Origin of the sequence: Providencia sp. PROV223, assembly GCF_028479245.1 — a bacterium.
In the GTDB taxonomy this organism is placed as follows: Bacteria; Pseudomonadota; Gammaproteobacteria; order Enterobacterales; family Enterobacteriaceae; genus Providencia; species Providencia rettgeri.
Map to the genome: position 1 here is coordinate 1 of NZ_JAMPNG010000008.1, position 13,688 is coordinate 13,688.

10 protein-coding genes are annotated in these 13,688 nt (G+C 37.4%); 7 read left to right on the plus strand and 3 right to left on the minus strand.

Annotated features, from left to right (window positions below):
• The first annotated feature begins 808 nt into the window (after positions 1–808).
• The 4 genes from metA to aceK all read left to right on the plus strand — a co-directional run bounded on the left by metA (position 809) and on the right by aceK (position 6,926).
• Positions 809–1,738 (plus strand): homoserine O-acetyltransferase MetA, encoded by a 930-nt coding sequence (gene metA / locus PR767_RS10835; RefSeq protein WP_272520370.1) that lies wholly within the window; start codon positions 809–811, stop codon positions 1,736–1,738.
• Positions 1,739–2,102: 364 nt separating this feature from the next.
• A complete protein-coding gene (gene aceB, locus PR767_RS10840) occupies positions 2,103–3,701 on the plus strand; it encodes a malate synthase A (protein ID WP_272520315.1) in 1,599 nt (532 codons plus the stop codon).
• Between the two features lie 56 nt (positions 3,702–3,757).
• Positions 3,758–5,065, plus strand: coding sequence for an isocitrate lyase (aceA, locus tag PR767_RS10845; protein ID WP_115166462.1), 1,308 nt, complete (start codon positions 3,758–3,760; stop codon positions 5,063–5,065).
• A gap of 127 nt (positions 5,066–5,192) precedes the next feature.
• Complete coding sequence (gene aceK / locus PR767_RS10850) at positions 5,193–6,926, plus strand: bifunctional isocitrate dehydrogenase kinase/phosphatase (protein WP_272520316.1); 1,734 nt, start codon at positions 5,193–5,195, stop codon at positions 6,924–6,926.
• Between the two features lie 67 nt (positions 6,927–6,993).
• On the opposite strand, the gene PR767_RS10855 is transcribed toward aceK, so the two are convergent.
• Positions 6,994–7,635 carry a bifunctional 4-hydroxy-2-oxoglutarate aldolase/2-dehydro-3-deoxy-phosphogluconate aldolase gene (locus tag PR767_RS10855; RefSeq protein ID WP_272520317.1) on the minus strand — a complete coding sequence of 214 codons (642 nt, stop codon included), beginning with the start codon at positions 7,633–7,635 and terminating at the stop codon, positions 6,994–6,996.
• 27 nt (positions 7,636–7,662) lie between these two features.
• Entirely contained in the window at positions 7,663–9,513 is a 1,851-nt protein-coding gene (edd, locus tag PR767_RS10860) for a phosphogluconate dehydratase (protein WP_272520318.1), read from the minus strand.
• Between the two features lie 313 nt (positions 9,514–9,826).
• Between edd and PR767_RS10865 the strand changes: the two genes are divergently transcribed.
• From PR767_RS10865 to PR767_RS10875, 3 genes are all read left to right on the plus strand, one after another.
• On the plus strand, positions 9,827–10,618 hold the full coding sequence (locus PR767_RS10865) for an N-acetylmuramoyl-L-alanine amidase-like domain-containing protein (RefSeq protein ID WP_004915257.1): 792 nt from the start codon (positions 9,827–9,829) through the stop codon (positions 10,616–10,618).
• A 445-nt stretch (positions 10,619–11,063) separates the two neighbouring features.
• The gene (locus PR767_RS10870) at positions 11,064–11,321 is read left to right on the plus strand and encodes a helix-turn-helix domain-containing protein (protein ID WP_004915254.1); all 258 of its coding nucleotides are present in this window, start codon (positions 11,064–11,066) and stop codon (positions 11,319–11,321) included.
• Positions 11,322–11,857: 536 nt separating this feature from the next.
• A complete protein-coding gene (locus PR767_RS10875; RefSeq protein WP_115166465.1) occupies positions 11,858–12,745 on the plus strand; it encodes an N-acetylmuramoyl-L-alanine amidase in 888 nt (295 codons plus the stop codon).
• Positions 12,746–12,821: 76 nt separating this feature from the next.
• Here PR767_RS10875 and iclR read toward each other — a convergent pair whose 3' ends face one another.
• Positions 12,822–13,652 carry a glyoxylate bypass operon transcriptional repressor IclR gene (iclR, locus tag PR767_RS10880; protein ID WP_004915246.1) on the minus strand — a complete coding sequence of 277 codons (831 nt, stop codon included), beginning with the start codon at positions 13,650–13,652 and terminating at the stop codon, positions 12,822–12,824.
• Between the last annotated feature and the right edge of the window lie 36 nt (positions 13,653–13,688).

A 13,688-nucleotide genomic window follows, 5' to 3' on the forward strand; every position in this document is an offset into this window, starting at 1 on the left:
ATCAATTTCATCCCTATTCGCAGGGCCATTAATCATGAATATAACCACCACGATACAAAGTAGTGAGTAACAGCTCACAAGTTGTTTGGTGGGGAGCGGAGTTTTAGTAAAACCCATGGATATCGTGGGTTAGTGATTTACTTATCACCGAAATGAATGGAATTAATTGAGGCAAAGTAGTGAGTAACAGCTCACCTCTATTTGGTTAGAAAAGGAGTATGGGGTGATAAAGAACCTAGATATAAAGCGATGGAGAAATAAGAAGTGTAGTTGTAGTTGGGAAAAATTAAATTGTATCTTCAATGTATTTAGAGGGTGAATGCTAATTAGAGATACAAAGTAGTGAGTAACAGCTCACATATTGTTGATGTGGTGGGGATTTTTAAATTAAATCAAATGGATATGATGATTTTGATGTTTTCCTATTGCCACGATGAATTGGATTGCTTGAGCAAAAGTAGTGAGTAACAACTCCGATTTCATATTTGTAATGGAAATTAAATCATCACCATAACTTGGTCGGTGGTATAGAAGCTAACCTGATAGGCTAATCAAATAACGGTATCTTAGATATAATTTATCGAAAAATTTAAATAGCTTATGGTAAATAAAAATAGTAGTCACTAATACAATATATTGAAAATAAAAAGATTAATGGTTGTATATAATCATTAGAAATAAGCTATAAGTTACAGTGCTTGAAATTATTTCATTTAACCTTGAAACGCTCGACAAGATGAAAAACATTGGTTAGATTATTTAGCATTCTAGAAGTCTAAACGTATAAACAGATAAAAGGGGATGAATGATGCCTATTCGTTTACCAGATGAATTACCGGCAGTTAATTTCTTGAGAGAAGAAAATGTTTTTGTTATGACAACAACAAGAGCAAGTCATCAGGAGATCCGTCCCTTGAAAGTATTAATACTCAATTTGATGCCAAAAAAAATAGAAACTGAAAATCAGTTTCTCCGTTTATTGTCAAACACACCATTACAGGTTGATATTCAACTATTACGAATTGATCAACGAGAATCAAAAAATACTCCAACAAAGCACTTGAATACTTTTTATTGTGATTTTGAAGAGATACAGGATCAAAATTTTGATGGGTTAATTGTAACGGGAGCTCCGTTAGGCCTAGTTGAGTTTAATGACGTATTATACTGGCAGCAAATAGAAAAAGTGATAGCTTGGGCGAAGCAACATGTGACATCAACCCTTTTTGTGTGTTGGGCTGTACAAGCGGCTTTAAAGGTATTGTATGACTTACCAAAATGGACAAGAGAAGAAAAATTATCAGGTATTTATCAGCATGATACGTTAGAGCCGTACGCTTTATTAACTAGAGGGTTTGATGGCTCATTTTATGCGCCTCACTCTCGATACGCTGATTTTCCTGAAGATCTTATCCGACAGCATACTGACTTGGAAATTTTAGCGAGCTCACAGGAGGCTGGTGCTTATTTGTTTGGGTCAAAAGACAAACGCTTAGCATTTGTGACAGGCCATCCTGAATATGATGGAGATACTCTTGCACAAGAATATTGGCGTGATCTAGATGCTGGTATTTCTCCTCAGATCCCATGCAATTATTTCAAAAATGATGATCCCAGCAACCCTCCGATTGTAAGTTGGCGTAGTCATGGGCACTTGTTGTTCTCAAATTGGCTGAATTATTATGTGTACCAGATCACACCTTTTGATCTTACGAATATGGAACCAACGTTAGATTAAAAAAAGAAATATAAATTTAAGAATTACAATAAAATAAGCCTTTTAACTGGTTATACCAGTTTAAATCAAGCTTATATAGTAAAAAGTTGAGCCACAGTTAGTCTGAAAGCAGCTATTTTTAGCTGCTTTTTTTGTTTCCAAAGAAAAATTTTAAAAATACAGTTTTCTATAATTAGTTGATTTAACGACTATTTAACATTTTAATCTAGTTAAAGGAATGGATAATCAATTTATAAGTTTATTAAAAAATCATATTTATCAATACAATAAAGTTCTATTTAAATAAAATGGAAATCGTTTTTGATTTATTTATATTTTGATCTTATGCTTAATTCATAGTCAACGATGAATGAGGGTTTGGTCGATGGAGCAGCAATTATCTATATCGGAATTAACATTCACAAAGAATATTAAACAGCTTGATGATCAAGTGTTAAATATTGATTCTATTGCATTTCTTTCTAGATTGGTTGAAGAGTTTCTTCCTCATAGAGAAAAGCTATTAAAAGATAGAGTGCTCAGACAGCAAAAGATAGATGCAGGTTCTTTACCTGATTTTATTTCGGAATTTGATTCCATAAAAAAATCAGATTGGAAAATACAAGGTATTCCTGAGGATTTACAAGATCGCCGTGTCGAAATTACGGGGCCGGTTGAACGTAAAATGGTTATTAATGCTTTGAATGCCAATGTAAAAGTATTTATGGCAGATTTTGAAGATTCCCTCTCACCTTCATGGGAAAAATTGATCGATGGACAAGTCAATTTAAGGGATGCAGTTCGCGGTGACATTTCTTATACCAATGAAAATGGAAAAGTCTACCAATTAAAATCAAACCCTGCTGTTTTGATTGCGCGTGTTCGTGGTCTTCATTTAGATGAAAAACACGTTTTATCAGGAGATAAACCGATTCCTGGTGGGCTATTTGATTTCGCAATTTACTTTTTTAATAACTACCAAGCGTTATTAGAAAAAGGAAGTGGCCCTTATTTTTACATCCCAAAACTTGAGTCTTGGCAAGAAGCTAAATGGTGGAGCGATGTCTTTAGTATGGCAGAGGATCTAGTGGGTATACCTCGGGGAACGATTAAAGCCACCGTGCTGATTGAAACATTACCCGCAGTGTTCCAAATGGATGAAATCTTGTATCACATGCGTCACCACATCGTGGGGCTGAATTGTGGGCGCTGGGACTACATATTCAGTTATATCAAAACACTGAAAGAGCATGCAGACCGAGTATTACCTGACCGCCAAGTTGTCACAATGACACAATCATTTTTAAGTGCTTATTCGCGCTTATTAATTAAAACGTGCCATCGCCGTGGCGCATTTGCGATGGGAGGAATGTCTGCTTTTATACCGAGCAAAGATCCTCAAGAAAATGAAACTATTTTAGCGAAAGTAAAAGCGGACAAAGAATTAGAAGCGAAAAATGGGCACGATGGCTCTTGGGTTGCACATCCGGGCTTAGCGGATACCGTTATGAATGTGTTTGATCAAGCACTTGGTCGGCACCAAAACCAGCTACATGTATCTCGTGATTTCGATGAAGAAATTACGGCTGACCAGCTATTAGAGCCTTGTGAGGGCGAACGAACCGAGGCGGGGATGCGGGCTAACATTCGTGTTGCAGTGCAATATATTGAATCATGGATTTCAGGGAATGGCTGTGTACCTATCTATGGTTTGATGGAAGATGCTGCGACAGCAGAAATTTCACGTACTTCAATTTGGCAATGGATCCGCCACGGTAAAACATTGTCTACCGGTGAAAAAGTCACTAAGGCATTATTTGAAGAAATGCTGGATGAAGAGTTACAGGTTATCCAAAAAGAACTTGGTGATAAGCGCTTTCAAAGCGGCCGCTTTCGTGAGGCTGCGGAATTAATGAGGCGCATTACAACGCAGGATGAACTTATAGAATTCCTAACTATCCCCGGATACCAATTATTAGATTAAGCATAGTAAATAGAAAATTCGATAAACCCTACATATTCTTATAAAGGAAGTGGATCATGACTACATCGCGCTTAGAACAAATTGCCCAATTAGAAAGTGAATGGAAAAAACCACGTTGGAAAGGTATTACTCGCCCATATACTGCGGAAGAAGTAGTGAAATTACGTGGTTCTGTGAATATCGAACACTCTTTAGCACGCAAAGGTGCAGAACGCTTTTGGGAGCAATTACATGGTGGTTCAAAGAAAGGTTATGTAAATGCACTGGGAGCTTTAACCGGTGGGCAAGCGTTACAACAAGCGAAAGCCGGTATTGAAGCTATTTATTTGTCAGGTTGGCAGGTAGCCGCGGATGCAAATACTTCATCAAGTATGTATCCAGACCAATCACTTTACCCTGTTGATTCAGTACCATCGGTCGTTAAGAAAATTAATAATACTTTCCGTCGTGCAGACCAAATTCAGTGGGCGAATGGTATTGGCCCTGACAACAAAGAGTATATTGATTATTTTTTACCTATTATCGCGGATGCGGAAGCTGGGTTTGGTGGCGTATTAAATGCCTTCGAACTTATGAAAAATATGATAGAGGCAGGGGCTGCGGCTGTCCATTTCGAAGACCAATTAGCCGCGGTTAAGAAGTGTGGTCATATGGGCGGGAAAGTCCTTGTACCTACTCAAGAAGCGATTCAGAAACTGGTAGCTGCTCGTTTAGCGGCGGATGTTTCAGGTGTACCAACTATTTTGATTGCTAGGACTGATGCCGATGCCGCCGATCTTCTAACATCAGACTGCGATGCTTATGATGCGGCTTTTGTTACTGGAGAACGCACCTCTGAAGGTTTTTTCCGTACCAAAGCAGGAATTGAGCAAGCGATTAGCCGCGGGCTAGCTTATGCACCATATGCAGATCTTGTTTGGTGTGAAACGTCAAAACCTGACCTTGAAGCAGCAAGGCAGTTCGCTGAGGCTATTCATGCTAAATTTCCTGGTAAATTATTAGCTTATAACTGCTCTCCATCATTTAATTGGAAAAAGAATTTAGATGACAGCACGATCGCGCGTTTCCAAGATGAACTTTCAGCAATGGGCTATCGCTTCCAATTTATTACGCTAGCAGGTATTCACAGTATGTGGTTCAACATGTTTGATTTAGCCCACTCCTATGCACAAGGTGAAGGCATGAAGCATTATGTTGAAAAAGTTCAAGAATGTGAATTTGCCGCAATGAATAAGGGCTACACCTTCTCTTCGCATCAACAAGAGGTGGGAACAGGTTATTTTGATAAAGTAACAACCGTTATTCAAGGTGGTGCTTCATCAGTGACGGCTTTAACTGGGTCGACTGAAGAAGAGCAATTCTAGTTAGATTATTTTCCTTTTGATCGGTGTTTCTGGTGTCTTTGTTGGTTAGCTATATCTGTTAATTTTTCAGGCACGTTTAGTGCCTGTTTTTTATTCAAAATGAGTCTGTATTCTAATAGGAGTGGTTATGATATTGACGACAGAACAGATAATAGCGCAGACCATTTTACAAGGGTTTGATGCTCAATATGGTCGTTTTCTTGAAATAACCTCAGGTGCACAAGAACGGTTTGAACAAGCAGATTGGCATGCAATTCAGCATGCGATGAAAAGACGAATTCAACTGTATGACCACCATGTTGGCTTAGTTGTCGCTCAGCTACAGTTTATGGGGTTAGTTCAATCTTTAACACCAGATAAACTGGCACAGATAAAAAATATTTATAAAACCTTATTACCGGATTACCCAAGGTTTGAAATAGCGGAAAGCTTTTTTAATTCTGTTTACTGTCGGTTATTTCAGCATCGGGAGCTGACACAAGATAATTTATTTATTTTTACGTCTCAGCCTGCGAGACGCTTTTCTATTGCTCCTAGGCCTCTAGCTCGCGAATACTTTGTTAATAATAATTTAGATGAGTTATTGTTTACTATATTAAGTGGGTTACCGCTAAGGTTAAAATGGCGGAATTTAAATTTAGATATTCATTGTATTATCAATGTATTAAAAACAAAATTTTCCGATATTGAAAGCCAGAAAGTCAGCTTTCATATCGCAAATGAGCTATTTTATCGTAATAAGGCAGCTTGGCTGATTGGTAAAATTTATATTAATGATGAGGTCTATCCATTCTTACTTCCTATTCATCATGATGATTGTCAGCACATTTATATTGATACGTGTTTAACCGAGTTTGATGAAGCCAGTATTGTGTTTGGTTTCGCTCGTTCCTATTTTATGGTGTATGCTCCTTTTCCTGCAGCACTGGTTTTTTGGTTGAGGGAGATCTTACCCAGTAAGTCAATTGCTGAATTATATATGGCAATTGGTTGTCAAAAGCATGGAAAAACAGAGTACTACAGAGAGTATCTCGCCTATATTAATTTTTCACGAGAGCAATTTACGGTTGCACCAGGTGTGAAAGGAATGGTGATGCTGGTTTTTACATCGCCTTCTTTCGATCGGGTTTTTAAAATTATTAAGGACCGATTTGCACCACAAAAACAGGTAACACGAGAACGGGTCTTAGAATGCTATCGTTTGGTTAAAGAGCACGATAGAGTTGGCCGTATGGCGGATACCCAAGAATTTGAAAATTTTGTGATTAGTAAATCCTCCATCAGTGATGAATTAATGGCGGAGTTATTGAAAGAGGCTCCATCTCAAATTGAAGATTTAGGTGATAACATATTGATTCGTCATCTGTATATGGAAAGAAAGATGATCCCATTGAATATTTATATGGATAATGCCTCTGATACACAATTGCATAATGCATTAAATGAATATGGCTGGGCGATTAAGCAATTAGCGGCTGCAAATATTTTTCCTGGAGATATGTTATTTAAAAACTTTGGGGTAACGCGGCATGGGCGTGTTGTTTTTTACGATTATGATGAAATCTGTTATATGACTGAAGTGAATTTTCGTAAAATTCCGGAGCCATTATACCCTGAGCAAGAGTTATCTGGTGAGCCATGGTATAGCATTGGGGAGCAAGATGTTTTCCCCGAAGAGTTTGCTTCTTTTATTTGCCAAAATGAGAAAATTCGTCATTACTTGCAACAATATCACGCAGATTTATTTTCAGCAGATTATTGGCAAAAGTTACAAAATAGGATTTTAGCGGGGCACGTAGAAGATGTTTATGCCTACCGTGAAGAATTACGTTTTTGTCATAACTTCAATGAGGTTGTATAATTATAATAGTATTCATTAAAGGCAGTTAAAAACGACCCAGCAAGGGACTGAGTCGTTTTTCGTGTCATTATTTTTTTGCGCCTTGTACAGCCTCTTGTGCAAGTTGGGTGATTTTTTCGTAATTACCTGAATTCAAAGCCTCTTCAGGAACTAACCAAGAGCCGCCAATGCACAGAACACTATCTAGCTCTAAATAACTAAGGTAATTAGCGAGTGATATTCCACCCGTTGGGCAAAATTTGACTTGTGAGAAAGGGCCGGCAATAGCTTTTAGCGCCTTAACGCCACCGTTGGCTTCCGCTGGGAAAAATTTAAACTCTTTTAAGCCATATTGCATACCAAGCATAAGCTCAGAAACAGTTGAAATACCAGGGATTAAAGGAATATTTCCTTTGGTAGCGGCATTGAGTAATTCATCCGTTAAGCCGGGGCTAATTGCAAATTGTGCTCCCGCTTCAGTGACTTCAGCGAGTTGTTTTGCATTGATAACAGTACCCGCGCCAATAATCGCCTCAGGTACTTCTTTGGCAATGAGGCGAATAGCATCAATAGCACATTCAGTACGTAAAGTGACTTCTAAAACTTTAATGCCACCTTTGACTAGTGCTTTTGCAAGAGGAACCGCTTGTTCTAATTTTTTTATAATAATAACAGGGACGACAGGGCCTTGTTTTAATACGCTTTCAGCGGTTATTTTCCAATTATTCATTTTCTATTCCTATTCAATGAAAATAGATTAAAAATCAATGCTACAAGCGCCTTCTTCGGCACCTGATAAGTGTCTTCTTAACGCACCGAAAAGTTCCCTTCCACACCCACTATGTTCAGCAGTTAAATCAGCTTCAAAGGGTTGGCGCTTATTGAGTTCTTCTTCATCAACCAGTAATTGTAATTCCCCAGTCAATGCATTTACCCTAATAATATCGCCATTTTTTACTTTTGCTAATAGTCCGCAATTGTAAGCTTCAGGTGTGACATGAATTGCGGATGGTACTTTGCCGGATGCACCGGATAAGCGACCATCAGTGACTAGCGCGACCTTGTAGCCTTTATCCATAAGGACACCAAGAGGTGGCATTAGCTTATGAAGCTCAGGCATACCATTTGCAGATGGTCCTTGGAAGCGGACAACGATGATACAATCTTTATTGAGTTCGCCAGCTTCAAAGTGTGCTGCGATCTCATTTTGGTTGTTAAATACGACTGCTGGAGCTTCAATGATTTGATTTTCTTCAGGAACTGCTGATGTTTTCATCACAGCGCGTCCTAAATTCCCTGAGAGTAATTTTGTACCGCCATGAGGTGAGAAAGGACGGTCTATTTCAGCAATAACTTCAGGATTGAATGAGGTTTTAGGGCCTTCTCGCCATTCTATTTGACCATTATTTAGCCATGGTTCCATAGTATAACGTGCCAGCCCAAATCCTGAGACGGTATGAACATCATTATGCAATAAACCTTTTTGCAATAGCTGGTGGATAAGCAAAGCGACGCCACCTGCGGCTTGGAATTGGTTGATATCCGCTTGGCCATTAGGATAGATACGGCAAATAAGTGGAACAATGGCAGAAATATCGGAGAAATCATCCCAATTGATAATGATCCCAGCAGCTCTAGCTATAGCCACAAGATGCATGGTCAAGTTAGTTGAGCCGCCTGTTGCAAGTAATGCGACGATGCCGTTGACAATCACTTTTTCGTTAACCAGTTGACCGATAGGTAAGTACTGACCTGATTGTTCAGTTAAACGTGTAATTTGTCGTGCGGCAGCTTCTGTTAATGCATCTCGTAGTGGAGAATCAGGTGGTACAAATGATGCGCCGGGGAGATGTAATCCCATCACTTCCATCATCATTTGATTTGAGTTGGCAGTACCATAAAAAGTACAAGTGCCGATACCATGATAAGACGCAGCTTCCGCTTCTAATAAGGCGAGTCTATCAACTTTGCCTTCAGCATACAGCTGGCGAATGCGAACCTTTTCTTTATTTGGTAAGCCTGTTGCCATTGGGCCTGCTGGGACAAATATCGCAGGAAGGTGGCCAAATGAAAGTGCGCCAAGCATTAAACCTGGAACAATTTTGTCGCAAATACCTAAATAGAGCGCACCATCAAACATATTATGGGATAAGCCAATGGCAGTTGACATTGCAATGACATCTCGACTTAGCATCGATAGCTCCATCCCATCTTGACCTTGTGTTACACCATCGCACATTGCGGGAACACCTGCAGCGACTTGGCCAATTGAGCCTGCTTCTAATAATGCTTTTTTGAGTTGTTCTGGGTACTTGTCATAGGGGCGATGCGCTGAAAGCATATCATTGTAGGAGTTGATGATAGCAATATCAGAGCGAGTCATGCTTTTAAGAATTTGTTTTTCTTCACTTTGGCATGCTGCAAAGCCATGGGCAAGGTTACCACAAGCGAGTGATGCTCGATGGACGGTCATACTACGAGCCTGCTCTATTTTTTTGAGGTAAGCAGCTCGAGTCTTCACTGAACGAGAGATGATACGTTGAGTGATGCGATCAAGTTCTTTATTGATCACCGAAGGATTTGTCTCTTTAGAGGTGGTCACGCTCATGATAATTGCTCCATAGTGCAGTAAAAAGATGAATCAAACTGCAAGTCAATTTGGGTTGTGCCTATCGTTATTTACTCTAGTACTATAGCATCAATGTTACCGGTAACATTGTTCAATGAAAGCGAAGGCGTTGCAATATAGAAAATGAATATTCGAAGCTATCTGTGATCTGAATCAAATTTGTAATATGGTATGGATAGGGTAGGAAATAGGCAAATAAGCATGCTATAGTGGCTTTTTTGGTTATTTTATCATCAAGATTCAATTAGATAATTGTCGAAGGTTAGGCTGTATTAATGAGAAGAGTGGCAGAATGTTAAGGCTAGCTACAGCTGCATTTATATTGTTGTTGGCAAATTTTGTTAAGGCTGAGGTTGTTTTAGCTTCCGGGTCATATAACATTTTAACTGAAGTTTTTAATAAGCAAACTGAAATGCAATTACACAATGCCTCACAGGCAGAAAAAATTGATGCATTGACTCAATACTTTTTAGCCACACCTTATAATAAACAAACATTGAATATGAGCCCACTCTTAGCCGAAGAATTAGTGATTAATTTGAAAGAGATGGACTGTATGACATTCATAGAGTACATCGAGGCTTTTAAGCGTTCGAAAAACTATGAACAGTTTGTGTTAAATTTAACCAATATTAGGTATATCAACCAAAATATCACCTTTAAACATCGTCGGCATTTTTTTTCTGATTGGGCGCAAGAACCTGAAGCTATTGTGGCAGATATTACCAGTGAAATAAGTTCACATGCTGTTAAGGTAAATAAACAACTTAATTTAAAATATCATGATCAGAGATATATATCGGGATTACCCATCAAGAATAGGTCAATTAACTATATTCCAGCTAAGTATGTGGATGATGATTTATTATTAAGATTAAAAACGGGGGATTACATTGGTATTTATTCAGGAAATAATGGGTTAGATGTGAGCCATGTTGGGGTTGTAATACGTAAAGGGAAGAAAACAATATTTAGAAATGCGTCCTCATTGCGTAGAAATTTTCAGGTCATTGATATTGAACTGAATAATTATTTAAAAGGGAAGGCTGGGATTGTTATTTTTAGACCTAAATCAGATTATTAGCCTGATTTTTTGAATTTATTAATAATAAAATAAATTATTAATCTATTTTTTTGATATAAAAAATGAGTAAATCCAGTTTTTATGTATGTATAAATTTAACATATAAAGTGGAAATTATTTAATAATAAAAAACATATAATTATTTTTATTAGTTACTAATTATTACTAATAACATTTAAAATGTAAAAATATATTAAATTATCGATTTGGTAAAAATAAACATATAGGAATATAATTTTATTAAAAAAAATGAAAAAACTGTTATAAAGCAATAGATTACTTTATAAATATTACTTAGTTCTTTTTCTTTTGTATATAAAAATGATGTTTGCCTATCAATCTTGTGCTTTTTGATTACTCGTAACTATTTTAAATAGTTATGGTTAATTTTATAATGAATAATACTAGCTAAATTATTTTTCTTATTTAAATTTAGGAGATGGTTATGCATATAGCTAAAAAGAAAAATGTTTATGCATTATTAGGTAATCATTTACGTAAGGCTAGAGTGAGTAAGGGATTGTCAGGAAATGAGTTAGGCTCAATTATTCATTTGAGTCAACAGCAGGTATCACGGTATGAATTAGGTATTAATAAATTGAGCTTAGATAAACTAATTGAAATTGTCATTTTTTTAGATATTGATATTAATGAAGTTACTAAAATAATTGCTAAGCAGGTTGAGTATGAAAAAATGAGCTAGCAGTAATTTAAGTAAGGTTATTTTTTATTTCTCTTTATAAAATTTTATGAATTACCTTATTCTTTTTAGAAATCGCTAGTATAAGAAAATATTTTATAACTTATACGTTACAGAGAACTAAACGATTAATTTAGCATAGTCGATGGAAAATCATTTTTATGATAACTACTTAAAATTGAAAATAATTTAAAATCAGCTTCTAGAAATAAAAATAATCAATTTATCTTTATTTTAATGGTCGATGAATTTGTTGGAACTCATAATGATAATTTTTCTAGTACTTGCTTCTGTTTTTGTGATATTTCCTACTTTTTAATGCAAGAGGAACTTTCTACAGAATAATGAAAACTTTTTGTTTCTAATATGAACTAAGAAGGTGTTAACACTATGTATTTGAACAGTTATTTCACCGTTTTGACTATATTCTTATGAATAATAAGCATCATTTTGTCGTTAATGTATGAAAGTTGATAGTATTGATGACTACAGAATGCTTAAATAAAGCTTAATCAACAATAGAGTAAGGTTATGGTTCGATGTTCAAATATATAGGGATATTATTTGCCTTTTTACTATTAGGCTGTTCGGCCTCGAACAAGGGGTACTATCTCGATAACCGTTATCCATCAAAAAATAGTAGTCAACGTATTCAATATGTCATTATTCACTACACCGTTTCTGATGATGTGCGTTCTATAGCCACACTAACACAAGGTCAAGTGAGTTCTCACTATCTCATTCCAAGTGTACCTGAAACTAAAAATGGCCGGCCTGTTGTATTACAACTCGTTCCTGAGTCGTTAAAATCATGGCATGCAGGTGAAAGTTATTGGTTACACCATAATGGTTTGAATGATACTTCTATTGGGATTGAAATCGTCAATGCTGGATTACAAAAAGATGTAAAAGGAAAACGATATTGGGCTCCTTATAATGAAGCACAAATTGTTGCGTTGATCCCTCTCCTCCAAGATATTATGCAGCGTTATAACATTCCTCCAGAAAATATTATTGGTCACAGTGATATCGCACCACTGCGCAAGCAAGATCCAGGCAAGGCATTTCCATGGCAGCGTCTTGCTCAACATGGTATAGGGGCTTGGCCAGATCCTAAAACCGTGACTAAATTTCTGGCGGGGCGTAATGCCAATGAGCCTGCAAACGTGTTACGCATTCAAAAAGCCCTTCATTTTTACGGCTATTCAACAATTCCTCTATCAGGTCAGTTAGATTCACAGACGAAAGAAACATTACGTGCTTTCCAACTGCATTTCCGGCCGAGAGATATTGAAGGACAAGCGGATGCTGAAACAGAGGCTATCGCGTTGGCACTTATTGAAAAGTACCGTGATATGCAAAAATTTAAGTTATTTGAAAAGACCTCGCAGTTGCCTAATGTATCAACAAACCAACAAGGTGATTAGAGGGCAGTAAAAAACTTTGTGAGATTAAGCTAAAGTGAAATACAGGTTGCTTTGTATTTCACTCTTTACTATTGAGTTAGCGGTTTGCACCATATTCATGGCTTATTTCTTTTGCGGCCTTGATAACCATAGCGCCTAATTCAGTAATACGGTCATCAGTGATACGTGATAATGGGCCTGAAATAGAAATAGCTGCAAACGCTTCTTTGTGCTCATCATAAATACAAGCTCCAATACAACGTAACCCTAAAGCATGCTCTTCATCATCATAAGAAAAACCTTGCTTTTTAGCTTGTTGTAAATTCTCTTTTAAGGCGGATGGGTTAGTTAGTGTATAAGGCGTATAAGCATGTAAACCTTTACGGCTTAAAAGTGGAACCAGTTTGTCTTCTGTTAAATTAGCAATGAACGCTTTGCCTGCACCCGAAGCGTGTAATGGCAGTTTTCCACCGATCGGTGCTGACATTCTCATTAGCGCATTGCATTGCACTTGGTCAACAATGACGGCATCGTACTCTGTATGGTCTAGGATAGCTAAATTGACGGTTTCCCCAGATTCATCCATTAAGCGGCGCAGTATCGGGTGAACGAGAGCTAACAAATTACGACTCTCTAAGAAGCTACTACCAATGATAAAAGCATGGGAAGCAATAACCCATAGGCCTAAATCGCCAGTTTGCCGAACAAATCCATGCTGTTCCAACGTCATTAATAGGCGATGTGTTGTTGAGTTGGGTAAGCCAGCTTGCATCGCAAGGTCAGTGAGGGCGATTCCCCCTGTTGATTCGGAAATATATTCCAACAGTGTTAATCCACGACTTAATGATTGAACTTGTCCTGCTGCAGCTGCGCCACTCGCCGGCCCTTTTGCTTTTTTAAGTTTCTTAGTAATTGGTGCCGTTGCCATTAAGTCTCTCCTGACTGTCATTTAGCTTCTATTATG

Excerpts from the sequence above, each read along its gene's own strand:
- metA (WP_272520370.1), top strand. The coding sequence starts at position 809 with ATGCCTATTCGTTTACCAGATGAATTACCGGCAGTTAATTTCTTGAGA.
- aceB (WP_272520315.1), top strand. The coding sequence starts at position 2,103 with ATGGAGCAGCAATTATCTATATCGGAATTAACATTCACAAAGAATATT.
- aceA (WP_115166462.1), top strand. The coding sequence starts at position 3,758 with ATGACTACATCGCGCTTAGAACAAATTGCCCAATTAGAAAGTGAATGG.
- aceK (WP_272520316.1), top strand. The coding sequence starts at position 5,193 with ATGATATTGACGACAGAACAGATAATAGCGCAGACCATTTTACAAGGG.
- PR767_RS10855 (WP_272520317.1), bottom strand. The coding sequence starts at position 7,635 with ATGAATAATTGGAAAATAACCGCTGAAAGCGTATTAAAACAAGGCCCT.
- edd (WP_272520318.1), bottom strand. The coding sequence starts at position 9,513 with ATGAGCGTGACCACCTCTAAAGAGACAAATCCTTCGGTGATCAATAAA.
- PR767_RS10865 (WP_004915257.1), top strand. The coding sequence starts at position 9,827 with ATGTTAAGGCTAGCTACAGCTGCATTTATATTGTTGTTGGCAAATTTT.
- PR767_RS10870 (WP_004915254.1), top strand. The coding sequence starts at position 11,064 with ATGCATATAGCTAAAAAGAAAAATGTTTATGCATTATTAGGTAATCAT.
- PR767_RS10875 (WP_115166465.1), top strand. The coding sequence starts at position 11,858 with ATGTTCAAATATATAGGGATATTATTTGCCTTTTTACTATTAGGCTGT.
- iclR (WP_004915246.1), bottom strand. The coding sequence starts at position 13,652 with ATGGCAACGGCACCAATTACTAAGAAACTTAAAAAAGCAAAAGGGCCG.